This is a genomic window from Chthonobacter rhizosphaerae (genome assembly GCF_013839525.1).
GTDB classification, from domain to species: domain Bacteria; phylum Pseudomonadota; class Alphaproteobacteria; order Rhizobiales; family Pleomorphomonadaceae; genus Chthonobacter; species Chthonobacter rhizosphaerae.
In genome coordinates, this window is the sequence record NZ_JACDIS010000001.1 from 766125 (window position 1) to 790013 (window position 23889).

Sequence of the window (23889 nt, forward strand, 5' to 3'; positions counted from 1 at the left end):
TGAAGGAAGTGTTGGGGCGGAACGGAAACTTGGCGGTCCGGTTTCAGCCTCATGTTTGCATCTGATTGATACAAAGAATTCGATGGTTCGCGGCCCGCCGCCGCGCCGGAACAGATCCCATGGAAACACCTCTTTCCGACACGGTCCTTCTCGCCCTCTGCGCGGTCGCCTTCGTCGGCACCCTCGTTTCGTCCGCCTCCATCGGCCTGATGAAGGGCGCGCTCCGGCGGGCGTCCGTGCCGGTCCTCGACACCGCCGATCCGTTGCTCGCCATCCGGGGCCTCCACGCCACCATGGTGCTCGCCTGGATGGGCCTGTCCTACTGGCTGTTCGGCCTCGCGGTCGTGGTGGTCCACGGCCTCGCGGCGATCCAGTTCGGACGCCTGGAGACCGGCCGCGTGCTCGGCGCCCGCGTCGTGGAGCGCTATGGCGTCCACGTGCTCGCGCGGACGACCCTCGCCGTCGCGGCCGTCGTGGTCATCGCCGCCATGAGCCTCTACGCCGCCGGCCGGAGCGGCGCCTGAACGCGCGCCGCCGCGCCGCCCGAGTTCGAATGGAAAAGGCCGGCGGGTCGCCCCGCCGGCCTTTCCGATGTCGTCTATCCGCCCGGCGCCGGTCAGGCGGCGAGGCTGCGCAGCACGTACTGCAGGATGCCGCCGTTCTTGAAGTAGTCGAGCTCGTCCAGCGTATCGATCCGGCAGAGGAGCGGCACCTCCCGGCTGGACCCGTCCGCGTAGGTGATCTCGGCGGTCAGGGTCTCGCGCGGCTTCACCGTCTCGATGCCCCGGATGGTGACCGTCTCGTCGCCCTTGAGGCCGAGCGTCTGCCAGCTGTCGCCGTCCTTGAAGGTCAGCGGCACGATGCCCATGCCGACGAGGTTCGACCGGTGGATGCGCTCGAACGACTGGGCGATCACCGCCTTCACGCCGAGGAGGTTGGTGCCCTTGGCCGCCCAGTCGCGGGACGAGCCGGTGCCGTATTCCTTGCCGGCGAAGACGACGAGCGGAACGCCCTCTTCCTTGTACCGCATGGCGGCGTCATAGATCGGCATCTGGGCGCCGTCCGGATGGTGGACCGTCACGCCGCCCTCCACGCCGGGCACCATCTGGTTCTTGATGCGGATGTTGGCGAACGTGCCCCGCATCATCACTTCGTGGTTGCCGCGCCGGGTGCCGTACTGGTTGAAGTCCGCCGGCTTCACCCCATTCTCCACCAGGTACTTGCCCGCCGGGCTCGCGGCCTTGATGGAGCCGGCCGGCGAGATGTGGTCGGTGGTGATGCTGTCCAGGAAGAGGCCCAGGATCCGCGCGCCGTGGATGTCCGACACGTCGCCCGGCTTGCGGCCCATGCCGACGAAGTAGGGCGGGTTCTGCACGTAGGTCGAGCCCTCGTCCCACGCATAGGTGAGCCCGGCCGCCACCGAGATGGCCTGCCAGTTGGCGTCGCCCTTGAAGACGTCCGCGTACTTCGTCTCGAAGATCTCCTTCGTGACGTTCCGCCGGATGAACTCGGCCACCTCCTGGGAGGACGGCCAGATGTCCTTGAGATAGACCGGCTGGCCGTCGGACCCGGTGCCGAGCGGCTCGGTGGCGAGATCCACCTGCATGGACCCGGCGAGCGCGTAGGCGACCACCAGCGGCGGCGAGGCGAGATAGTTCGCCCGCACGTCCGGGTTCACCCGGCCCTCGAAGTTGCGGTTGCCCGAAAGCACCGCCGCGGCCACCAGGTCGGCGGCGTTGATCGTCTTGGAGATCGCCTCCGGCAGCGGGCCGGAGTTGCCGATGCAGGTGGTGCAGCCGAAGCCCACCAGGTTGAAGCCGAGCGCGTCCAGGTCGCCCTGCAGGCCGGCCTTTTCCAGATACTCGGCCACCACCTGGCTGCCGGGCGCCAGCGAGGTCTTCACCCACGGCTTGGACGTCAGGCCCTTGGCGACCGCGTTGCGGGCGAGGAGGCCGGCGCCGATCATCACCGACGGGTTGGAGGTGTTGGTGCACGAGGTGATCGCCGCGATCACCACGTCGCCGTGGCCGAGGTCGAAGTCGGTGCCGCCGACGAGCGTGCGCTCGCTGGCGTCGGTCTTCTTGAACTCGGTCTCCAGGCTCTTCAGGAAGCCCGCCTTGGCGTCCCTCAGGAGCACCCGGTCCTGCGGCCGCTTCGGCCCGGCGAGCGAGGGCTCCACGTCGGAAAGGTCGAGCGAAAGCGTGGAGGTGAACACCGGGTCCTCGGCGTCCGCCGTCAGCCACAGGCCCTGGGCCTTGGCGTAGGCCTCCACCAGCGCCACCCGGGCCGGGTCGCGGTTGGTGTCGGCGAGGAAGCGCACCGTCTCGCCGTCGGTCGGGAAGAAGCCGCAGGTCGCGCCGTATTCCGGCGCCATGTTGCCGATCGTGGCCCGGTCCTCCAGGCTCATGTTGCCGACGCCCGGGCCGTAGAACTCCACGAACCGGCCCACCACGCCGTGCTTGCGCAGCATTTCGGTCACGGTCAGCACCAGGTCGGTGGCCGTCACGCCTTCCTTCAGCTTGCCGGTCAGCTTGAAGCCGACGACCTCGGGGATCAGCATGGAGAGCGGCTGGCCCAGCATGGCGGCCTCCGCCTCGATGCCGCCGACGCCCCAGCCGAGCACCGCCATGCCGTTCACCATGGTGGTGTGGCTGTCGGTGCCCACGAGCGTGTCCGGATAGGCGACGGTGGCGCCGCCCTCGTCCCGGGTCCAGACCGTCTGGGCCAGGTACTCGAGGTTGACCTGGTGGCATATGCCGGTGCCCGGCGGCACGACCCGGAAGTTGTCGAACGCCTGCTGGCCCCAGCGCAGGAAGCGGTAGCGCTCGCCGTTGCGCTCGTATTCGAGTTCCACGTTGCGGTCGAACGCCTTCGGCGATCCGAACTCGTCCACGATCACCGAGTGGTCGATCACGAGGTCCACCGGCACCAGCGGGTTGATCTTCCGCGGGTCGCCGCCGAGCGCCGTCATGGCGTCGCGCATGGCCGCGAGGTCGACCACCGCCGGCACGCCGGTGAAGTCCTGCATCAGCACGCGGGCCGGCCGGAAGGCGATCTCGCGGGTGGACGTGCGGGTCGTCATCCACTCGGCCACGGCGCGGATGTCGTCCGCCGTCACGGTGCGGCCGTCCTCGAAGCGCAGGAGGTTCTCCAGGAGCACCTTCAGCGAGAAGGGCAGGCGGGAGATCCCGGCGAGCCCGTTCTGTTCGGCGTCGGTCAGGCTGAAGTAGACGTAGGTCTTGTCCCCTACGGTCAGCTCCTTGCGGCAGTGAAAGCTGTCGAGCGACGACATCGGCGGTAGGTCCCTCGTTGTTGGGACGGCATCGACCGCGAAGGGGATCGGTGGGAACGGGCGCTCGTCCGTGGGACGGGCCGCACCTGCCGGTCCGCTCCGTCGGCCCCACCGCGAAAGTCGCCGCGATGAGGTGCCGTCAGGGCGGAAAGCGTTGACGTTTACGTAAGGGTCGTGTGAACGACCTTTCGAACCCGCGGGCGTTATAGAGATATTCGTAGCACGTGACTAGGATGACGAAAGACTCTAAGTCGCTTTCCTATCGCGACGCTGTCATGACGGTGCCGACGATCGTTTTCCACGCCGCGGCCCCGGTCGGCCGCAGCTTCTCCGGACAGCGCCGCCGCACCTCCGAAGGCCCCGATCGATGGACCCGCTCGCCCCGTGACGACGCCCGCCCCGACCCCACCGGACTTCGAGCCTCTCGCCCCCTATCCGCCCGTCCGCCTCGCCGTCGCCGATCTCGTCGTGGAGCGCGGCGGCCGGCGGGTGCTCGACGGCGTGTCGCTCACCCTGGCGCCGGGCGAGGCCCTGCTCCTCACCGGGCCCAACGGCGTCGGCAAGTCCACCCTCATCCGCACCCTGTTCGGCCTCGTCCGTCCGGAGGCCGGGCGCGTCCTCATCGAGGGCGAGGGCGTGGAGGATCCGGACGAGGTCGCGCCCGCCTGCCACTATCTCGGCCACCGGGACAGCCTGAAGACCGCCCTTTCGGTCGCCGAGAACCTCGCCTTCTGGCAGGCCTTCCTCGGCCGTCCGGGCCTTTCCGTCGCGGCCGCGCTCGCCGCCGTGGACCTCGACGACCTCGCCGACCTGCCGGCCGCCTACCTGTCCGCCGGCCAGCGCCGCCGCCTCGCCATCGCGCGCCTCCTCGCCGTCCGCCGGCCGATCTGGCTGCTGGACGAGCCGACGGCCGCGCTCGACCGGGCCTCGGAGGCGCGCCTCGCCGGCCTCATGCGCCGGCATCTCGCCCTCGGCGGCAGCCTTCTCGCCGCCACCCACCTCACGCTGGACCTGCCTGGGGCCCGCGCGCTCGCGCTCTCGCACCAGCCGGCGCCCGACGCCGACTGGGCCGAGCCGGACGCGGAAAGCGTCGTCTCATGACATCCTACACGGCCCTTTTCGTGCGCGAGCTTCGCCTCGCCGTCCGGGTCGGCGGCGGCGCCCTCATGGGGGTGCTCTTCTTCCTGATCGTCGTGTCCGTCATCCCGTTCGCCTTCGGGCCGGACCTCAACCTCCTGTCCCGCCTCGGCCCCGCGGTGCTCTGGCTCGGGGCGCTCCTCTCCACCCTCCTCGGCCTCGACCGGCTCTACGAGGCGGACCGGGACGACGGCGCCCTCGATCTCATCGTCGGGTCCGGCCGGTCGCTGGAACTGATCGCCCTCGTCAAGGCGCTCGCCCACTGGACCGCCACCGGCCTGCCGCTCGTGATCGCGGCGCCGCTCTTCTCGCTCTTCCTCGCCATGCCGCCGGCCACCATCGGGTCCACCATGCTGACGCTCCTCGTCGGCACGCCCGCCCTCACCTTCCTGGGCTCCATCGGGGCCGGTCTCACGGTGTCGCTTCGCCGGGGCGGGCTGCTGGTGCCCATCCTCATCCTGCCCTTCTGCATCCCGGTGCTCATCTTCGGCGTGTCCGCCTCCACGGCCGTCGCCTTCGACCCGGCCGGCTTCCACACGCCCTTCTATCTCCTCTGCGCCGTCTCCCTGCTCGCCGCCGTCACCGGCCCGGTCGCGGCGGCGGCCGCCCTTCGCGGCGGGCTCGACTGACCGGAGGCGAGGGCGCCCGGTCCCGCCGCCCGCCGACGCGTCCGGACGACCGTCGGCGCAGAGACCCTTCGCCGCAGCCCCATGGCGAAAAACCGCCTCCGGGACCGCACTTCATTGCGCGGTTCGGGGAGCCGGACTAGATAAACGGCCATGGCCATCTCGATCACCGCCCTCGCCAACCCGACCCGCTTCCTCGGCCTCGTCGACAAGGCCGTGCCCTGGCTCGCCGGGCTGACGGCGCTGACGCTCCTCGGCGGCCTCGCCCTCATGGTCCAGTCGCCGCCCGACTACCAGCAGGGCGAGACGGTGCGGATCATGTACATCCACGTGCCGGCCGCCTGGCTCTCCATGTTCACCTACGCGCTGATGACCGCGTCCGCCCTCGGCACCCTGGTCTGGCGCCATCCGCTGGCGGACGTGTCGGCCAAGGCCGCCGCCCCCATCGGGGCCGCCTTCACCTTCCTCGCCCTCGTCACCGGCTCGCTCTGGGGCAAGCCCATGTGGGGCACCTGGTGGGTGTGGGACGCGCGGCTCACCTCCGTGCTCGTCCTCTTCATCATGTATCTCGGGCTGATCGCCCTCTGGCGCACCATCGAGGACCCGACCCGCGCCGCCCGGCCCGCCGCCGTGCTCATCCTGGTCGGCTCGGTCAACCTGCCGATCATCAAGTTCTCGGTCGACTGGTGGAACACCCTGCACCAGCCCGCCTCCGTGTTCCGGATGGACGGCCCCACCATCGACGGCTCCATGCTGACGCCCCTTCTCGTCATGGCCATCGGCTTCACGCTCATGATGGTCACGCTCCATCTCCTCGCCATGCGCAACGAGGTCCTGCGCCGGCGCGTGCGCGCCCTCGGCCTCATCACCGCCGGAGGCGCGCGCTGATGCTGACCGACCTTCTCGGCCCGCACGCGGGCTTCATCGTGGCGTCCTACGCGATCACCATCGCGGTGGTGGCGGGCCTTATCGCGTGGGTGGTGGTGGACCATGGCGCCCAGAAGCGCCGGCTCGCCGATCTGGAGGCGCGCGGCGTCCGCCGCCGGTCGGCCGCCCGGCCCGTCGACCGGGAGAGCGCCGCGTGACCGGCCCCACCGATCGCACGCCCGTCCCGGAGCGGACGCCCGAGACGGGTCAGTCGCCCGGGCCGGCCGCCCCGCAAGTTCCCGTGGCCGGCCCGCCGCCGCGCCGCCGGACCGCGATCTGGGCCTTCCTGCCGCTCCTTCTCTTCGCGGCGCTCGCCGCGCTCTTCTACGTGCGCCTCTACGCGGGCGACCCGTCGGAGCTTCCGTCCGCCCTCATCGGCCGCCCGGTGCCGGCGTTCGAGCTGCCGCCCGTGGAGGGCCTCGCCCGGAACGGCGCCCCGGTGCCGGGCTTTTCGGCGGCGGATCTCAAGGGCGAGGTCACGGTGGTGAACGTCTGGGCGTCCTGGTGCGGCCCGTGCCGGGCCGAGCACCCGCTTCTGGTGGAACTCGCCCGCGACGACCGCTTCCGTCTCGTCGGCCTCAACTACAAGGACAGTCCGGCGAACGCCACGCGCTTCCTCAACGCCCTCGGCAATCCCTTCTCGGCCGTCGGAGCGGACCAGAGCGGCCGGGTCGGCATCGACTGGGGCGTCTACGGCGTGCCGGAAACCTTCGTGGTCGGCCGCGACGGCACCATCGCCTTCAAGCACGTGGGCCCGCTCGATCCGGACAGCCTGGCGACCAGGCTCAAGCCCGCCATCGAGGCGGCGCTGGCGAAGCCCGCCACGAGCTGACGGGCGGCCGACCGGTCTTGCCCTCGGGCGGAGCATCGCCCGCCCGTTGCCGGTCGCCGGCTCTCCGACCGGAAGATCATCCGCGCATCCCACCCCATATCGCCGTCACACACCGCGCGGTAGGATCCACTCCCCTGCCGAACCGGATCCAGCCCTGATGGACGCACCAGACACGCCCGCCGCCCCGCCGACCCTTTCGGACCTCGCGGCGGTGTTCGCCCGCGTCGGCGTCCTCGGCTTCGGCGGTCCGGCCGGCCAGATCGCCCTCATGCACCGCATGATCATCGACGAGCGCGGCTGGCTGACGGAGCGGCGCTATCTGGCCGCCCTCAACTACTGCATGCTCCTGCCGGGGCCGGAAGCGCAGCAGCTCGCCACCTATGTGGGCTGGCACCTGCACGGCGTGCGCGGCGGCCTGATCGCCGGCCTCCTGTTCGTACTGCCGGGCTTCGTGGTCATCACCGCCATCGCGGCCGTCTACGCGGCCTTCGGCGAGACGCCGCTGGTGGACGCCCTCTTCTTCGGCCTCCAGGCGGCCGTCCTCGCCATCGTGGTGGAGGCGCTGATCCGGATCGCCCGCCGCTCGCTGACGAGCCCGCTCGCTCTCGGCCTCGCGGGGGCCGCCTTCCTGGCCATCTTCGCCCTCCACGTGCCGTTCCCGGTCGTGATCCTGGTCGCCGCCGCGGTCGGGGCCGTATTCGGGCGCGGCGTCGCCCGGCCGGTGGACGCCGGCGACCCGCCGCGGCCCCGCTCGGCCGCCGGCACGGTGCGGACGGCGCTCGTCTGGCTTTCGGTCTGGGGATCGCTGCCGCTTCTCGTCGCGCTCGCCACCGGGTTCGACGGCACCTTCGCGCGGCTCGGCGCCTTCTTCTCGTCGCTGGCGGTGGTCACGTTCGGGGGCGCCTACGCGGCCCTCGCCTACGTGGCCCAGGCGGCCGTCGCCACCTACGGCTGGCTCACCGCCCCGGAGATGCTGGACGCCCTCGCGATGGCCGAGACCACCCCCGGCCCCCTGGTGCTGGTGCTCGTCTTCATCGGCTATCTCGCGGGCTTCCGCGAGCCCGGCGGTTTCGATCCGGTCACCGGCGGCCTTCTCGGCGCGCTCGTGACCGCCTGGGTGACGTTCGCGCCGTCCTTCCTGTGGATCTTCGTCGGCGCGCCCTATGTGGAGCGGATCATCGCGTCGCCCCGGCTCGGCGCCGCCCTCTCCGCCGTCACCGCCGCGGTGGTCGGCGTCATCCTGAACCTCACCGTCTGGTTCGCCCTCAACGTGCTCTTCCGCGAGGTCGGCACCGCCACGGCCGGGCCGGTCAGCGTGTCCGCGCCGGTTCTCGCCAGCCTCGACCCCGCCGCGCTCGCCCTTTCGATCGTCGCCGCCGTCATGGTGTTCCGCCTGAAGGCCGGCCTCACGGTCACGCTCGCCGTGTCCGCCGCCCTCGGCCTCCTGGTCGTCTTCGCGCCCCGCCTCCTCTGAGGCAAGCGCCGGCCGGTCGGCTCCGGGGTGAGCCGCCCCGGGCACTCGACCGCGCGGCCATCAGCCGGCCCCGAGTGCTGGACCGGCCGGCCATCAGCCGGCCGGAGAGGGCCGCGACCCGAAGATGGCGCTTCCCACCCGCACGTGGGTGGCGCCGTGGCGGATCCCCGTCTCGAAGTCGCCCGACATGCCCATGGACCGTCCGGCCACACCGGCCCGGAGCGCGAGTTCGTCGAGGAGCGCGAAGTGCGGCGACGGGTTCTCGTCCACCGGCGGAATGCACATCAGCCCTTCGATGGCGAGCCCGTGCTCGGCGCGGCACCGCTCCACGAAGGCCACCGCCTCGGCGGGCGGGATGCCGGCCTTCTGGTCCTCCTCGCCGGTGTTCACCTGGACGAACAGCTTCGGCCGGCGCCCCTGGCGGTCCATCTCGGCCTTGAGGGCGGCGGCGATCTTGTCCCGGTCCACCGTATGGATCACGTCGAACAGCGCCACCGCCTCGCGGGCCTTGTTGGACTGCAGCGGCCCGATCAGGTGCAGCTCCAGGCCGGGGGTCTCGTCGCGGAGCGCCGGCCACTTGCCCTGGGCCTCCTGCACCCGGTTCTCGCCGAACACCCGCTGGCCCGCCTCGATCACCGGCCGGATGTCGTCCGCCCCGAACGTCTTCGACACGGCGATCAGGGTCACGGACCCGGCGGGCCGGCCCGCGTCCCGCTCGGCGACGCTGATTCGGGCCTTGATTTCGGCGAGGGCTGTGGCGGCGGACATGGGCGATCGGTCTCCGGTTCGGGCGATGTGTTTCGGGCCGGGACGGTGCTGTCAAGTCTCCGGTTGCCCGGAACCCGCCGTCGGCATTGACCGGCCCGTGCATTTCTGGTGATGGTCTGGCACCTCCCCGCGCCTCGCCCATGCTCCCCCCGCATGCGCCGGCAGCTTGACCTTAGGACCGCGAAAAGACACCCGATGGCGACCGAGCGATACAACGCCCGCGAGGCGGAAGCCCGCTGGCAGGCGGCATGGACCAAGACCAAGGTCTTCGAGACCGACAACGACGACCCGCGGCCGAAATACTACGTGCTGGAGATGTTCCCCTATCCGTCCGGGCGCATCCACATGGGCCACGTGCGCAACTATTCCATGGGCGACGTGGTGGCCCGGTTCAAGCGCGCCAAGGGCTTCAACGTCCTGCACCCCATGGGCTGGGACGCGTTCGGCATGCCGGCCGAGAACGCCGCCATGCAGAACAAGGTCCACCCGAAGTCCTGGACCTACCAGAACATCGCCACCATGCGCGGCCAGCTCCAGTCCATGGGCCTGTCGCTCGACTGGAGCCGCGAGTTCGCCACCTGCGACCTGGAATACTACACCCGCCAGCAGCGCCTCTTCCTGGACTTCCTGGAGGCCGGGCTCGTCACCCGCCGCCAGTCCAAGGTCAACTGGGACCCGGTCGACATGACCGTTCTCGCCAACGAGCAGGTGATCGACGGCCGGGGCTGGCGGTCCGGCGCGCTCGTGGAGCAGCGCGAGCTCACCCAGTGGTTCCTGAAGATCACCGACTACGCGGAGGACCTCCTCACCGCGCTCGACGGCCTGGACCGCTGGCCGGAGAAGGTCCGCACCATGCAGAAGAACTGGATCGGCCGGTCGGAAGGCCTGCGGATCCGGTTCGAGATCGCCGGCAACCACGCCCCCGCCGGCCAGCGCACCGTGGAGGTCTTCACCACCCGCCCGGACACGCTCTATGGCATGAGCTTCCTCGCCCTGTCGCCGGACCACCCTGTCGTCAAGGCGCTCGCCGCCGACAACCCGGATCTCGCCGCCTTCGTGGACGAGTGCCACCGCATGGGCACGTCCGTGGCCGTCCTGGAGACCGCCGAGAAGAAGGGCTTCGACACCGGGCTCAAGGTGGTCCACCCGTTCACCGGCGAGACCTTCCCGGTCTACGCGGCCAATTTCGTCCTGATGGACTACGGCACCGGCGCCCTCTTCGGCTGCCCGGCCCATGACCAGCGAGACCACGAGTTCGCCTCCAGGTACGGCCTCGCCATCCGGCCCGTGGTGGTGCCGGACGGCGTCGACCCGGCGGCCTTCTCGGTCGCCGACGCGCCCTTCCTGGACGACGGCCGCCTCGTCAACTCCGACTTCCTCGACGGCCTGTCCGTGCCGGACGCCAAGGAGGCGGTCGCCCGCCGCCTGGAGTCCGTGACCCTCGACGGCGCCCCCGCCGCCACGCGCCAGGTGAACTACCGCCTGCGCGACTGGGGCATCTCGCGCCAGCGCTACTGGGGCTGCCCGATCCCGATCATCCACTGCGACGACTGCGGCGTGGTGCCCGTCCCCAAGGCCGACCTGCCCGTCGCCCTGCCGGACGACGTGGAGTTCGACCGGCCCGGCAACCCGCTCGACCGCCATCCCACCTGGCGGCTCGTGGACTGCCCGCGCTGCGGCAAGCCGGCCCGGCGCGAGACGGACACCATGGACACCTTCGTGGACAGCTCCTGGTACTTCGCCCGCTTCACCGCGCCGGACGCCGACGATCCGACCATCCCGGCCGTCGCCGACGCCTGGCTGCCGGTGGACCAGTATATCGGCGGCATCGAGCACGCCATCCTGCACCTCCTCTACTCGCGCTTCTTCACCCGCGCCATGAAGGCGACCGGCCACGTGAGCCTGGAGGAGCCGTTCCGCGGCCTCTTCACCCAGGGCATGGTGGTGCACGAGACCTACAAGGCGCCGGACGGCAGCTGGATCTCGCCCGCGGAGCTCCGCATCGAGGAGACCGAGGGCGGCCGGCGCGCCTTCCGGCTCTCCGACGGCGCGGAGGTGACGATCGGCTCCGTGGAGAAGATGTCCAAGTCGAAGAAGAACACGGTCGACCCGACGGACATCATCGAGAGCTACGGCGCCGACACCGCTCGATGGTTCGTGCTCTCCGACTCGCCGCCCGAGCGCGACGTGGAGTGGACCGACGCGGGCGCGCAAGGCACCAACCGCTTCCTGCAGCGCGTCTGGCGCCTGGTCACCGAGGCCGCCGCCGTGATCCCGCCGGCCGCCGGCGCCGCGCCCCGGAGCCCGGAGGCGACCGCCCTCCTCAAGGCCGCCCACAAGGCGCTCGCCGCCGTGGAGGAGAGCATCGAGGGCCTGCGCTTCAACGTGGCGCTCGCCAAGATCTACGAGCTCGTCAACGTGCTCGGCTCCACCTTCGCCAACGACAAGGCCCGCTTCCAGGCGGACCCGAGCTTCGGCCCCGCGTTCCGGGAGGCGCTCGGCATCCTCGTCCAGGTGATGGCCCCGATGACGCCGCACCTCGCCGAGGAATGCTGGTCCGCCCTCGGGCGCGACGGCCTCGTGGCGCTCACGCCCTGGCCGGCGGTCGAACCGGCCCTCCTGGTGGAGGACGAGGTCACCCTGCCGGTGCAGATCAACGGCAAGAAGCGCGCCGACGTCACCGTGCCCCGGGACGCGGACGCCGCCGCCGTCGAGGCGGCCGTGCTGGCGCTCGACGCGGTCGTGAAGGCTCTCGAGGGCAAGCCGCCCCGCAAGGTGATCGTCGTAGCGCAGAGGATCGTCAATGTCGTCGCCTGACCGCAGACCCGTCCGCCCCGGCCTCGCGGGCGGGTTCGCCCTTGTGGCGATCGCCGCCGCCCTCGTTCTCCCCGGCTGCCAGGTGCGCCCGCTCTACGCCACGGCGCCCGCCGGCTCGCCCGTGGTGGCGGACCTGACCGCCATCGGCGTCGAGCCCCTGAAGGATCGGCTCGGCCAGAGCCTCGTCAACGAACTCATCTTCGCGCTCCGCGGCGGCGCGGCCCTCACCGATCCGCGCTACCGGCTCCGGCTGATTGTCACCAGCCGGCGATCCGAGCTCGGCATCCAGGAGTTCGAGGATGTGCCGCGCTCCAACCTGATCGCCGTGACGGCCTCCTACACGCTGACCGAGACGATCACCGGCCGGGTGGTCACCACGGGCACCACCTACACCACCGCGTCCTACGACTTCTCGTCCCAGCGGTTCGCGAACCTGCGCGCCGAGCGGGACGCGGAGGACCGCGCCGCCAAGGCGGCCGCGGAGGACATCCGCACGCGCCTCGCCACCGTGCTGGCGCGCGAACCCGGCTGACCGGCGTGGTCGCCGCCAAGGCCCAGGACATCGACCGCATCGTCGCCCGCCCGCCGGCGGGCGTCTGGCTGTATCTGGTCTACGGGCCCGATGGCGGGCTCGTGGCCGAGCGGGCCGCCACCATCGCGGCCGCGAGCGCCGATCCGGCCGATCCCTTCTCGCTGATCAAGCTCGACGCCGCCGACCTCGGCCGCGACCCGAGCCGGCTCGCCGACGAGGCCTACGCGGTCTCCATGTTCGGCGGCCGGCGCGCCATCCTGGTCCGCGACGCCGGCACCCGGCCGACCGTCGCCACGGCGGTCACGGCCCTCCTGAAGACGCCGCCGCCGGAGACGGTCGTCGTCCTGGAGGCCGGCGACCTGAAGAAGTCCCACGCCCTGCGCACCCTCGTGGAGCGGGACAAGACCGCCTACGCCCTGCCCTGCTATGTGGACGACGACGCCGCGATCGGCCGGTTGATCGACCAGGAGACCAAGGCGGCGGGCGTGTCCATCGCGCCCGACGCCCGCGAGGCGCTGATCGGCCACCTCGGCGGCGACCGCCTGGTCTCGCGCGGAGAGGTGCAGAAGGTCTGCCTGTTCGCCCTCCACAAGGGCCGCATCGAGCTCGCCGACGTGCAGGAACTCGTCGGCGACAGTTCCACCATCTCGGCCGAGGAAGTCGTCGACGCGGCCGCGCTCGGCGACATGGCCGGCCTGATGGCCGCGCTCACCCGGGCGGCGAGCGAGGGCGTGGATGCGAACGCCCTCGCCGGCACGGGTCTGCGCGTCTTCCAGATGCTGGACGACCTCCGGGCCGACGTGGATGCCGGCCGTCGTCCCGAGGACGTTGTGGACGTCGCCCGCCCGCCGATCTTCTTCAAGCGCAAGCAGACCGTCATCAAGGCCCTCCGCCTCTGGACCCCCGCCCGCCTGGAGCGCGCCCTCGCGCTCCTCGCCGACGCCGTCCGCGACGCCCGCCTCAACCCCGCCCTCGCCAACGCCATCATCGGCGACATCCTCCTGCGCATCGCCCGCGTCGCCGCCCAGGCCCAGGGCCGCAACGGCCGCTGAGCGGGACGGCGCCGGCGGACGTGCCGCCAAGCGGGCCGGCCCGGACCAGACACGACGGCCCACCTATAAGAGGCAGCCCGTCATGGTCGGCATCAGGCCGACCATCCACGCATCCGGCCCGCCCTGCCCGCCCTCTCAGCCGTCATGGTCGGCTTCAGGCCGACCATCCACGCATCCCGCCCCGCCCGCCTTCCCAACCGACATGGTCGGCTTCAGGTCGACCACCCACGCATTCCGCGCGGAGCACACTCCAAGGCGTAGGCGGTCCGCCTTAGCGGACCGTGACGGAGAGGGCGAGCGTTTCGGTCGGCCGACCAGCGCACCACCAATCCCCAAACGCGACCCTCGACATCAACCCCGATCGCTCAACCGCTCCGCCCGCCCTCCCAACCGTTATGGTCGGCTTCAGGCCGACCATCCACGCATCCCGCCCTGCGCGCCCGCCCTCTCAACCGTCATGGTCGGCGTCAGGCCGACCATCCACGCATCCCGCCCGGAGCACCCTCCAAGGCGTGGGCGGTCCGCCTTCGCGGACCGTGACGGAGAGGGCGAGCGTTTCGGTCGGCCGACCAGCGCACCACCAATCCCCAAACGCGACCCTCGACATCAACCCCGATCTCTCAACCGGCCCGCCCGCCCTCCCCAACCGTCATGGTCGGCGTCAGGCCGACCATCCACGCATTCCGCCACAACCCTCCCCTCGTGTGGATCGCCTGCGCCTACGACCGTTACGGAAGGTGCGCCTTCAGTCCGACAGACCCGTCCTCCACCCGACCCAACGAAAAAGGGCCCGCCAATCGGCGAGCCCCTCCGTTCCCACTCGTTTCGCTCTCGACTCGACTATTCCCCGGCGAGCCGCCGCGCCACCTCGTCCAGCTGCTCCAGGCTGGCGTACCGGATCCGGATCTCGCCGGAGCCGTTCGGCTTATGGGCGATCTCCACCTTCAGCCCGAGCACGTCCGAAAGCTTGGCCTCCAGGGCGCGGGTGTCCGCGTCCTTCTCCGGCCTGTCGGCCTTGGCGCGGCCCTTCCGCTCCGGCGCGGCGTCCTGGGCGAGGCTTTCCGCCGCCCGGACAGTCAGCCCCTCCTCGACGATCTTGCGGGCGAGCCCAACCGGGTCGGTGGCGGTCACCAGCGCGCGGGCGTGGCCGGCGGTGAGTTGGCCGTCGTTCAGGTACTGGCGCACCGGGTCCGGCAGCTTCAGGAGCCGAAGGGTGTTCGCCACGTGGCTGCGGCTCTTGCCGATCACCTGGGCGAGGTCGTTCTGGGTGTAGTCGAAGTCGGCGATCAGCTGGTCGTAGCCGTAGGCCTCCTCCAGCGGATTGAGGTCCTGCCGCTGCACGTTCTCGATGATGGCGATCTCCATGGCCTCCTTGTCGGAGACTTCGTGGATCACCACCGGGATCTCGTGCACGCCGGCCTTCTGGGCTGCTCGCCACCGACGCTCGCCGGCGATCAGCTCGTAGTAGTTGCCGCTGCTCTGGGCGGGGCGCACCACCACGGGCTGGATCATGCCGTGCTGCTTGATGGAGCCGGCCAGTTCCTCCAGCTCCTCCTCCTTGAACAGGCGGCGCGGGTTCTTCGGGTTCGCCTTGATCAGGTCAATCGCCACCTTGCGCGTGCCGCGGACGCGCTCGACGACCTCGAACTCGTTGCCGGCGTCGCCGATGAGAGCCGCGAGCCCGCGCCCCAGGCGCCGGCGTCCGCTTTCGTCCGTCATGGTCATGGCAGTCTCTTTCCTGTCGAGGCGTCCGCCCGGGCGGCGCCTCCTGGTCCCTCGAACGAGCCGCCGGCCGTCAGGCCGCGTTGGCGGCCCGCAGGCGCCGTTCGCGCTGGATGATTTCGGAAGCGAGCTTCAGGTAGGCCTGGCTGCCGCTGCACTTCAGGTCGTAGAGCAGGGCCGGCTTGCCGTAGGACGGCGCCTCGGAGACCCGCACGTTGCGCGGGATGATGGTCTCGTAGACCGTCTCGCCCATGTGGCTGCGCACGTCGCTCACCACCTGGCCGGACAGGTTGTTCCGGCTGTCGTACATGGTCAGCACGATGCCGTGGATGGTGAGGGTCGGGTTGAGCGACTTCTTCACCTGCTCCACCGTCTGAAGCAGCTGCGAGAGACCTTCCAGGGCGAAGAACTCGCACTGGAGCGGCACCAGGATGGAGTTGGCCGCCGCCATGGCGTTTACGGTCAGAAGGTTCAGCGACGGCGGGCAGTCCACCAGGATGTAGCTGAAGCGCTTCGTGGCGCCGGTCTTGTCCGCCGCCGCGGTGTCCGCATGGGCCCGGATGGCCTTGCGCAGCCGGAACGCGCGGTCGCCCTGCTGGGCGATCTCCAGCTCGACGCCGAGGTTGTCCAGGGTGGACGGCGCCACGGTCAGGCGCGGCACCACGGTCTCCACCAGCGCCTCGGACAGCGGCACGTCGCCCACCAGCACGTCGTAGGTGGAGACGGACCGCGACCGCCGGTCGATGCCGAGGCCGGTGGAGGCGTTCCCTTGCGGGTCGAGGTCCACGATCAGGACCTCCTCGCCGATCGCCGCGAGGGCGGTTCCGAGGTTGATGGCGGTGGTCGTCTTGCCGACGCCGCCCTTCTGGTTGGCGAGTGCCAGGACGCGCGGTTGGTCTTCGGTCATGGAGCGGGCCTCTCGTCCCTTGCCGCCGGGACGTCTTGACGGGTGGGCATCACGATCCGGCGCGGCGGCGCACGTGGCTGAGCACGGCGATTCGCCCGCCCGGATCGATCCGGCTCGGCTGTTCTACCAGATCGAACGTCCAGGTTTGAACGGCCACGTTAACTTCCGATTCAAAATCCAAGCCTTTGTGCAGCACCGCGCGCGCTCCGGCCGCCAGCCAGGGCTCCGCGAGACCGAGAAGAGCGTCGAGCGAGGCGAGCGCCCGGGCGGAGACCGCCTGCACCGGGTGGACGATCCGCTCCGGCCGTTCCGGAACCGACTCGATCCGGGCGTTGAGCACCGTGGCGGGCAGCTTCAGCTCCCGGATCACCGTCATCAGGAAAGCCGCCTTGCGGCCGTTCGCCTCCACGAGCGTCACATGGGCGCCCGGCCGGTCCGCCAGGAGCACCGCCGTGACGAGGCCCGGAAAGCCCGCGCCGGATCCGAGGTCGAGCCAACCGGTCACGTCCGGCGCCGCCAGGTGCGCCTGCGCGCTGTCAGCCACGTGGCGCCGCCAGATGTCCGGCAGGGTGGAGGGCGCCACCAGGTTCTTCACCGGCTGCCAGCGGCGGACAAGCCCCACATAGCGGGTCAGCCGGTCCCGCATGGCGTCGTCGAGCGGCATGAGGGCCTCGACCGCCTTGAGGCCGTCCGCGTCGTCGGTCATCGGCGCTCCCTCACGCCGCGCCACGGGACGCGCCCCGGCGCAGGTGCGCCAGGATCAGCGTCACCGCCGCAGGCGTCACGCCGTCGATCCGGGCCGCCTGTCCAAGCGTCATCGGCCGGGTGGCGGAAAGCTTCTGCCGCACCTCGTTGGAGAGGCCCACCACGACCCCATAGTCGAAGTCCCCAGGCACCGCGAGGCTCTCGTCCCGCCGGAAGGCCGCGATGTCCGCCTCCTGGCGACCGAGATAGACGGCGTAGAGCGCCTCGATCTGAAGCGCCTCCCGGGCGACCGGCGGAACGGCGCCAAGCTCGGGCCAGACGGCGGCGAGCCGGTCCAGCGTCATCTCCGGATAGGAGAGGAGGTCGTAGGCGCTCCGCCGGGCCCCATCCTGGTTCAGCTGCAGCCCGTGCTCGGCCGCCCTCTTCGGCGTGATCGTCAGCGACCGGGCAAGCGCCCGAGCTTCGTCCAGCGCCGCCATCTTGGCCCCGAAGGCCGCCCGCCGTCGCGCGCCCACGAGTCCGAGGGCGTCGCCCTTGGCGGTCAGCCGCTGGTCCGCGTTGTCCGCCCGCAGCGTCAGCCGGTATTCGGCGCGGGAGGTGAACATCCGGTAGGGCTCGCTGATTCCCTTGGTCACCAGGTCGTCGATCATCACGCCGAGATAGCCTTCCGACCGGTCGAACACCACGCCGTCGGCCGCCCCCGCCCGCCGGGCCGCGTTGAGGCCGGCCACCAGGCCCTGGGCTGCCGCTTCCTCGTAGCCGGTGGTGCCGTTGATCTGGCCGGCCAGGAACAGGCCCGCCACCCGCTTCGCCTCCAGCGTCGGCAGAAGCTCGCGCGGGTCCACGTGGTCGTACTCGATCGCATAGCCGGGCTGCAGGACGGTCGCCCGCTCCAGTCCCGGAATGGTGGCGAGGAAGGCCGCCTGCACGTCTTCCGGCAGCGACGTCGAGACGCCGTTCGGATAGACGACCGGCGTGTCCAGCCCCTCCGGCTCCAGGAAGATCTGGTGGCCGTCCCGGTCGCCGAACCGGACGATCTTGTCCTCGATCGACGGGCAGTAGCGCGGCCCCCGGCTTTCGATCCGGCCGGAATACATGGCCGACCGGTGGATGTTGTCCCGGATGACCCGGTGCGTCGCTTCCGTCGTCCGAGTCACCCCGCACGAGACCTGGGGCGTGGTGATCGCCTCCGTCAGGGTGGAGAAGGGCTCCGGTTCGTCGTCGCCCGGCTGCATCTCCAGGGACGCCCAGTCGATGGTCCGCCCGTCGAGCCGGGCCGGCGTGCCGGTCTTCAGCCGGCCGAGCGCGAGACCCATGCGGGCCAGCGTCTTCGACAACCCCTGGGCCGGCGCCTCCCCCACCCGGCCGGCCGGGATCGTCCGGTCGCCGATGTGGATGAGCCCGCCGAGAAAGGTCCCGGTGGTCAGCACCACCGCGCCGGTGGCGATCCGACGGCCGTCGGCCATCAGCACCGCCGCCACCCGCCCGTCGCGGATCTCCAGGTCGTCCGCCTCGCCTTCCACCACGTCCAGCCCGGTCGTGGCGCGGATCTCCGCCTGCATGGCGGCCCGGTAGAGCGCCCGGTCCGCCTGGGCTCGCGGACCGCGGACCGCCGGACCCTTCCGGCGGTTCAGCATGCGGAACTGGATGCCGGCGACGTCCGCCACGCGGCCCATCAGGCCGTCGAGGGCGTCCACCTCCCGCACCAGGTGACCCTTGCCCAGCCCGCCGATCGCCGGATTGCACGACATCACGCCCACCGTGTCGAACCGGTGGGTCACGAGCGCCGTCCGCGCGCCGGTGCGGGCCGCCGCATGGGCCGCCTCGACTCCCGCATGGCCGCCGCCGATGACGACGACGTCGAACTGGTCCTTGGTCATGATCGGATCCGGAAAAGCGGGCCCGCGCCCGGTCGACGCGACCCGGCCGCTTTCTACAGACTTTCCCCCCGTAGGTCAAAGCCGCAGGACCCGGAAGCGACGTCAGGCCCGGGCCGTCATCCGCGATCGGATCGGCTTCGAATCGAGGTCTGTCCCGGATGTCCACAGGCTGTGGATTGTTTCACGTGAAACACGGACCCACTCACTTGCCGATGCAGAAGGCCTGAAAGATGGCGCCCAGCACCTCCTCCACGTCCACCTGACCCACCAGCCGGCCGAGTGCCGTCAGGGCGACCCGGATCTCGTCCGCCCTCACCTCCAACGGCGCGCCGTCATCGTCCGCGCGCTTCAGCGCCGCCACCGCCTCGGCGATGCAGTGGCGCTGCCGCTCGTGGGCGATCAGCGCCGGTTCGCCGAACCCTTCGCCGAGGGTATCCGCGATGGCCCCCAGCAGGACGTCCACGCCCGCCCCGGTGACGACACTCACATCAAGTCGGTTCGGATCCGACTCGATCGCCCGGCCCACCCGGTCCGCCTGCGAGCGCACCCGGATCACCGGGCAGCCCGGCTCCAGGTCGCCGGGCGGTGGCCGTCCATCCGGGTCCATCCAGACCACGAGATCCGCCTGTCCGGCCCGATGGCGCGCCCGGCGCACGCCTTCCTGCTCGATCCGGTCTTCGCTCTCCCGCAGCCCCGCCGTGTCAACCAGCGTCACCGGCAGCCCGCCGAGATCCAGGTGCACCTCCAGCAGGTCGCGGGTCGTGCCCGGCGTCTCGGTCACGATCGCCACGTCCCGCCCGGCCAGGTGGTTCACGAGGCTGGACTTGCCGGCGTTGGGCGGACCGAGCACCACCACCTGGAAGCCGTCCCGGATCCGCTCTCCGCGACCCCGGTCGTCGAGCACCCGCTCCATGGCGGCCCGAACCGAGCGGGCGAGCGAGAAGCCCTGGTCCAGCACCGATCCCGGCACGTCCTCCTCGTCGGAGAAGTCGAGGTCCGCCTCGATCAGGCTTCGGGCGGTCAGGAGGTCCGCCCGCCACGCGAGGGCGAGCCGGCCGAAGGCGCCGTCCGCGAGGCGCAGCGCCTGACGGCGCTGCAGCTCGGTCTCCGCATGGACGAGGTCCGCCAGGCCCTCCACGGCCGTGAGGTCCAGTTTCCCGTTCTCGAATGCCCGGCGGGTGAAGGCGCCGGCCTCGGCGGGCGCCAGCCCCGGCAGGCCGCCCAGACGGGCGAGCAGGGCCGCCACTACCGCCCGGCCGCCGTGGCCATGAAATTCGGCCACGTCCTCCCCGGTAAAGCTGCGCGGACCCGGGAAGAAGAGAGCCAGCCCATGGTCGATCACCGACCCGTCCTCGGCCAGGAAGGCTCCGTAGGCCGCCGTCCGGGGCGCCGGCACTCGGCCGAACACCGCCAGCAGCGCGGCCTGCACCTGCGGCCCGCTCACCCGCACCACCGCCACCCCGGCCGGTCCCCGGCCGGTGGAAAGCGCGAACAGGGTGTGTGCCTCCATCGCCATGCCTCTGCCCTCTCGTGGTGGCGAACCGAACCGGATCCGAATCGAGCGCGCGCCCGCTCGTGATTCACGTGAAACAACCGGGCGGCCGGCCCGGCCAGTCTACGCTTGTCGCCTCGGAAACGCCGAAGAGGCCGCCCGTCTCCGGAGCGGCCTCTTCCCATCGTGTTTCACGTGAATCCGCCGGGCCGCCCCGGTCAGGTGTTCATGCTGTCGAAGAAGTCCGCGTTGGTCCGGGTCTGGCGCAGCTTGTCCAGCAGGAACTCGGTCGCGTCCGTCGTCCCCATGGGGTTCAGAATACGCCGGAGCACGAAGGTCTTCTTCAATTTGTCGGACGGAACCAGCAGGTCCTCCTTGCGGGTGCCGGACCGCTGGATGTCGATGGCCGGGAACACCCGCTTGTCCGAGATCTTCCGGTCCAGGATGATCTCCGAGTTGCCGGTGCCCTTGAACTCCTCGAAGATCACCTCATCCATGCGGCTTCCCGTATCCACCAGGGCCGTCGCGATGATGGTGAGGGAGCCGCCCTGCTCGATGTTGCGGGCCGCGCCGAAGAAGCGCTTCGGCCGCTGCAGGGCGTTGGCGTCCACGCCGCCGGTCAGCACCTTGCCGGAGGACGGCACCACCGTGTTGTAGGCGCGGCCGAGGCGGGTGATGCTGTCGAGCAGGATCACCACGTCGCGGCCGTGCTCCACCAGGCGCTTGGCCTTCTCGATCACCATCTCGGCCACCTGCACGTGGCGCACCGCCGGCTCGTCGAAGGTGGACGACACCACCTCGCCGCGCACGGAGCGCTGCATGTCGGTCACCTCCTCCGGCCGCTCGTCGATGAGCAGCACGATGAGGTAGCACTCCGGATGGTTGGACGTGATCGAGTGGGCGACGTTCTGCAGCAGCACCGTCTTGCCGGTGCGCGGCGGCGCCACGATCAGGGCGCGCTGGCCCTTGCCGAGGGGCGCCACGATGTCGATGATCCGGGCGCTCAGGTCCTTGCCGGTCTGGCCCTCCACCTCCATGCGGAAGCGCTCGTCCGGATAGAGCGGCGTCAGGTTGTCGAAGTGGACCTTGTGGCGCGCCTTGTCCGGGTCCTCGAAGTTGACGGTGTTGACCTTCAGGAGCGCGAAATAGCGCTCGCCTTCCTTCGGGCTGCGGATCTGGCCTTCCACCGTGTCGCCGGTCCTCAGGGAGAAGCGGCGGATTTGGGAGGGCGAGATGTAGATGTCGTCCGGGCCCGGCAGGTAGTTGGCGTCCGGCGAGCGCAGGAAGCCGAAACCGTCCTGCAGCACCTCCACGACGCCCTCGCCGATGATGTCCACGTCCTGCGCGGCAAGCTGCTTCAGGATGGCGAAGAGCAATTCCTGCTTGCGCATCGTGGAGGCGTTCTCCACTTCCAGCTCTTCGGCGACCGCCAGGAGTTCGGTCGGGGTCTTCTTCTTCAGATCCTGGAGTTTCATCTCCGCCATGAAGGCTTGTCTCGTCTTAAGGTTGGGATGTGCGACGGCCGATCCATCGAGGAGGCCGTCGGGAAGGCAGGGGTCGGGACGGAAATACGCTCGGGCACGGGAACGGCGGCAGGTTCCGCCGAAGATCCGGATGGGCTGGGGTTCGGCGGTCCGAACACCCGCGCCAACCGGCGACACAGGCTTTCTGAGGGCCTTGGCATGTCCCTGCGCCCGGGGAGAGCGCGCATGCCGCTTGGACGTCGACTGATGTCAAGCCGGATATAACTGCTTCGTCCGGCCGGGACAAGACCGCCCAGCCCGCGTTTTCGTCCGGACTGTTCCCGATCCGGGCGGAAAACCGGCTCCGGCCAGCCGGCCATCCCGGACCCGCCGAACGGGAGCCGGCCGGTCCGGCCGATGGGGCCCGGCCGGCCGCGTCCCGTCAGACGGGCTTCACCACCACCAGGATCACAATCGCGACGAGGAGCAGCGTCGGCACCTCGTTGGCGATCCGGTAGAAGCGCGCCGGGCGGGTGTTGCGGTCCTCCGCGAACGCCCGGGTCCAGGCCGCGCAGGCGCCGTGGAAGCCGGAGAGCGCCAGCACGAAGACGAGCTTCAGGTGAAGCCAGAGGCTGCCGTCGGTGAACCAGCCGCCGCGGATGGCAAGCCAGAGGCCGAAGATCCAGGTGGCGATCATGGCGGGCGTCATGATGGCCTTCAGGAGCCGCCGCTCCATGACCTTGAACGTCTCGGAGGTCGGCGAGCCCTTCACCGCGTCCGCGTGGTAGACGAACAGGCGCGGCAGATAGAACACCGCCGCCATCCAGGCGATCAGCGACAGGATGTGGGCCGTCTTCAGCCAGAGATAGAGGTCGGTCACGGTCGGGCTCGTCCTTCGGTGGCGCCGCGCACCCGGTCCACCATGCGGGCGACCGCGTCGGGCGAGGCGTCCGGCGTGATGCCGTGTCCGAGGTTGAAGATCAAGGGGCCGCCGCCGAGGCCATTCAGCACGTGGTCGACGCCGCGGTCGAGCGCGTCGCCGCCGGCGATCAGGCGCAGCGGGTCCAGGTTGCCCTGCACGGGCACCAGCGGCTGCACGTGGTCGCGCACGAAGGCGACCGGCGTCTGCCAGTCGATGCCGGCGGCCGTCACCTGCGTGCGGCGCACATAGTCCGGCAGGCGGGCCGAGGCGCCCTTCGGGAAGCCGATGATGCGCGCCCCCGGCACCGCCGCCCGCACGCCCGCCACGATGCGCGCCACCGGGTCCACCGCGTAGGCCTCGAAGCCCTCGTCGTCGAGGGCGCCGGCCCAGGTGTCGAAGATCTGCACCGCGTCGGCGCCCGCCTGGAGCTGGGCCACCAGATAGCGGACCGACGCGTCCACCAGCATGTCCATCAGCCGCCTCAGGCCCTCCGGCTGGAGGAGGGCGGCCTTCCTGGCCGGCCCCTGGTCGGGCGTGCCGCGCCCGGCGATCATGTAGGTCGCCACGGTCCAGGGCGCCCCGCAGAAGCCGAGGAGCGTCGTCTCCGGCGGCAGGGCCGCCCGGATGCCCGCGACGGCGTCCAGCACCGGCGCCAGCCGGTCCAGGAGCCGCGTCGGGTCGAGGGCGTCGAGCCTGTCGAGGTCCACGGGCGTCAGCCGCGGGCCCTCCCCTTCGGCGAACCACACCTCCTGGCCGAGGGCGTGCGGCACCACCAGGATGTCGGAGAACAGGATGGCGGCGTCGAAGCCGTAGCGGCGGATCGGCTGCAGCGTCACCTCCACGGCGAACTTCGGCGTGTAGCAGAGATCGAGGAAGCCGCCCGCCTCGGCCCGTGTCGCCCGGTACTCAGGGAGATAGCGCCCGGCCTGGCGCATCATCCAGATCGGCGGCGGGAACAGTCGCTCGCCGTCGAGCACGCGAACGACCGCCCGCTTCGAAGCCGACGGCGCGGCGCTGGTGTCGGGCTGCACCCCCGACCGGTGGTCTCGGTCCGTGTCCACGGCGCGTCCTCTTATGAAAAGAGAGAGTCTAAGAGAGATCTTTTGGTTTCTATTAGGGGCGTGGATACCAGTGATGCCGGCTTCTCCACAATCCGCCCCGACCGACTACATAGGGCGTCGCCGCCGGGACGCGATCGGCGTCGGCGACGCACCCCTGTGGACGATCCGTCGGCGAACGGCTGTTTCGCGCCCGAATCGAGGGCGACGGCGGCCGTCGCCGCTGTGGACGGGGAGTCGACGCCCGCCCGCCCGCCGCGGCCAAGGGCCCGCCGTCCTCTCC

20 protein-coding genes are annotated in these 23889 nt (G+C 70.9%); 10 read left to right on the forward strand and 10 right to left on the reverse strand.

Annotated elements, in window-relative coordinates; genetic code table 11:
• Positions 1 to 119: 119 nt before the first annotated feature.
• Complete coding sequence (locus HND91_RS03450; protein ID WP_181705099.1) at positions 120 to 524, forward strand: hypothetical protein; 405 nt, start codon at positions 120 to 122, stop codon at positions 522 to 524.
• 92 nt (positions 525 to 616) lie between these two features.
• Here the strand turns inward: HND91_RS03450 and acnA are convergent, their stop codons facing one another.
• The gene (acnA, locus tag HND91_RS03455) at positions 617 to 3292 is read right to left on the reverse strand and encodes an aconitate hydratase AcnA (protein WP_181705100.1); all 2676 of its coding nucleotides are present in this window, start codon (positions 3290 to 3292) and stop codon (positions 617 to 619) included.
• Positions 3293 to 3676: 384 nt separating this feature from the next.
• On the opposite strand from acnA, the gene ccmA reads away from it, so the two are divergent.
• From ccmA to chrA, 6 genes are all read left to right on the forward strand, one after another.
• On the forward strand, positions 3677 to 4393 hold the full coding sequence (gene ccmA / locus HND91_RS03460; protein ID WP_181705101.1) for a heme ABC exporter ATP-binding protein CcmA: 717 nt from the start codon (positions 3677 to 3679) through the stop codon (positions 4391 to 4393).
• Positions 4390 to 5058, forward strand: a complete 669-nt coding sequence (ccmB, locus tag HND91_RS03465; protein ID WP_181705102.1) for a heme exporter protein CcmB — start codon at positions 4390 to 4392, stop codon at positions 5056 to 5058. Before ccmA ends, ccmB begins: the two co-directional genes overlap by 4 nt.
• A 156-nt stretch (positions 5059 to 5214) precedes the next feature.
• Positions 5215 to 5943: a heme ABC transporter permease CcmC gene (locus tag HND91_RS03470; RefSeq protein WP_181705209.1), complete on the forward strand. Its 729-nt coding sequence runs from the start codon at positions 5215 to 5217 to the stop codon at positions 5941 to 5943.
• Positions 5943 to 6140, forward strand: a complete 198-nt coding sequence (gene ccmD, locus HND91_RS03475) for a heme exporter protein CcmD (RefSeq protein WP_181705103.1) — start codon at positions 5943 to 5945, stop codon at positions 6138 to 6140. Before HND91_RS03470 ends, ccmD begins: the two co-directional genes overlap by 1 nt.
• A gap of 83 nt (positions 6141 to 6223) precedes the next feature.
• Positions 6224 to 6814, forward strand: coding sequence for a DsbE family thiol:disulfide interchange protein (locus HND91_RS03480; protein ID WP_181705210.1), 591 nt, complete (start codon positions 6224 to 6226; stop codon positions 6812 to 6814).
• A 157-nt stretch (positions 6815 to 6971) separates the two neighbouring features.
• On the forward strand, positions 6972 to 8288 hold the full coding sequence (gene chrA / locus HND91_RS03485; RefSeq protein ID WP_181705104.1) for a chromate efflux transporter: 1317 nt from the start codon (positions 6972 to 6974) through the stop codon (positions 8286 to 8288).
• Positions 8289 to 8381: 93 nt separating this feature from the next.
• Here the strand turns inward: chrA and HND91_RS03490 are convergent, their stop codons facing one another.
• Positions 8382 to 9056 (reverse strand): YggS family pyridoxal phosphate-dependent enzyme, encoded by a 675-nt coding sequence (locus tag HND91_RS03490; protein ID WP_181705105.1) that lies wholly within the window; start codon positions 9054 to 9056, stop codon positions 8382 to 8384.
• A 195-nt stretch (positions 9057 to 9251) separates the two neighbouring features.
• On the opposite strand from HND91_RS03490, the gene leuS reads away from it, so the two are divergent.
• The 3 genes from leuS to holA are packed head-to-tail and all read left to right on the forward strand — an operon-like array spanning position 9252 to position 13457.
• Positions 9252 to 11873: a leucine--tRNA ligase gene (gene leuS / locus HND91_RS03495; protein WP_181705106.1), complete on the forward strand. Its 2622-nt coding sequence runs from the start codon at positions 9252 to 9254 to the stop codon at positions 11871 to 11873.
• Complete coding sequence (gene lptE, locus HND91_RS03500) at positions 11860 to 12405, forward strand: LPS assembly lipoprotein LptE (RefSeq protein ID WP_181705107.1); 546 nt, start codon at positions 11860 to 11862, stop codon at positions 12403 to 12405. The genes leuS and lptE overlap by 14 nt, the downstream gene beginning before the upstream one ends.
• A gap of 5 nt (positions 12406 to 12410) precedes the next feature.
• Positions 12411 to 13457 (forward strand): DNA polymerase III subunit delta, encoded by a 1047-nt coding sequence (gene holA / locus HND91_RS03505; RefSeq protein WP_181705108.1) that lies wholly within the window; start codon positions 12411 to 12413, stop codon positions 13455 to 13457.
• 840 nt (positions 13458 to 14297) lie between these two features.
• Here holA and HND91_RS03510 read toward each other — a convergent pair.
• The 8 genes from HND91_RS03510 to hemE all read right to left on the reverse strand — a co-directional run bounded on the left by HND91_RS03510 (position 14298) and on the right by hemE (position 23579).
• Positions 14298 to 15176, reverse strand: a complete 879-nt coding sequence (locus tag HND91_RS03510; RefSeq protein WP_181705211.1) for a ParB/RepB/Spo0J family partition protein — start codon at positions 15174 to 15176, stop codon at positions 14298 to 14300.
• Positions 15177 to 15252: 76 nt separating this feature from the next.
• Complete coding sequence (locus HND91_RS03515; protein ID WP_181705109.1) at positions 15253 to 16086, reverse strand: ParA family protein; 834 nt, start codon at positions 16084 to 16086, stop codon at positions 15253 to 15255.
• A 49-nt stretch (positions 16087 to 16135) separates the two neighbouring features.
• Positions 16136 to 16792 (reverse strand): 16S rRNA (guanine(527)-N(7))-methyltransferase RsmG, encoded by a 657-nt coding sequence (locus HND91_RS03520; RefSeq protein ID WP_210272543.1) that lies wholly within the window; start codon positions 16790 to 16792, stop codon positions 16136 to 16138.
• A 10-nt stretch (positions 16793 to 16802) separates the two neighbouring features.
• Positions 16803 to 18671: a tRNA uridine-5-carboxymethylaminomethyl(34) synthesis enzyme MnmG gene (gene mnmG, locus HND91_RS03525; protein WP_181705110.1), complete on the reverse strand. Its 1869-nt coding sequence runs from the start codon at positions 18669 to 18671 to the stop codon at positions 16803 to 16805.
• Positions 18672 to 18873: 202 nt separating this feature from the next.
• The gene (mnmE, locus tag HND91_RS03530) at positions 18874 to 20187 is read right to left on the reverse strand and encodes a tRNA uridine-5-carboxymethylaminomethyl(34) synthesis GTPase MnmE (protein WP_181705111.1); all 1314 of its coding nucleotides are present in this window, start codon (positions 20185 to 20187) and stop codon (positions 18874 to 18876) included.
• Between the two features lie 194 nt (positions 20188 to 20381).
• Positions 20382 to 21647 carry a transcription termination factor Rho gene (gene rho / locus HND91_RS03535; protein WP_181705112.1) on the reverse strand — a complete coding sequence of 422 codons (1266 nt, stop codon included), beginning with the start codon at positions 21645 to 21647 and terminating at the stop codon, positions 20382 to 20384.
• A gap of 421 nt (positions 21648 to 22068) precedes the next feature.
• Positions 22069 to 22506 carry a protoporphyrinogen oxidase HemJ gene (gene hemJ, locus HND91_RS03540; RefSeq protein WP_181705114.1) on the reverse strand — a complete coding sequence of 146 codons (438 nt, stop codon included), beginning with the start codon at positions 22504 to 22506 and terminating at the stop codon, positions 22069 to 22071.
• A complete protein-coding gene (gene hemE, locus HND91_RS03545) occupies positions 22503 to 23579 on the reverse strand; it encodes a uroporphyrinogen decarboxylase (RefSeq protein WP_181705213.1) in 1077 nt (358 codons plus the stop codon). Before hemE ends, hemJ begins: the two co-directional genes overlap by 4 nt.
• Positions 23580 to 23889: the final 310 nt, after the last annotated feature.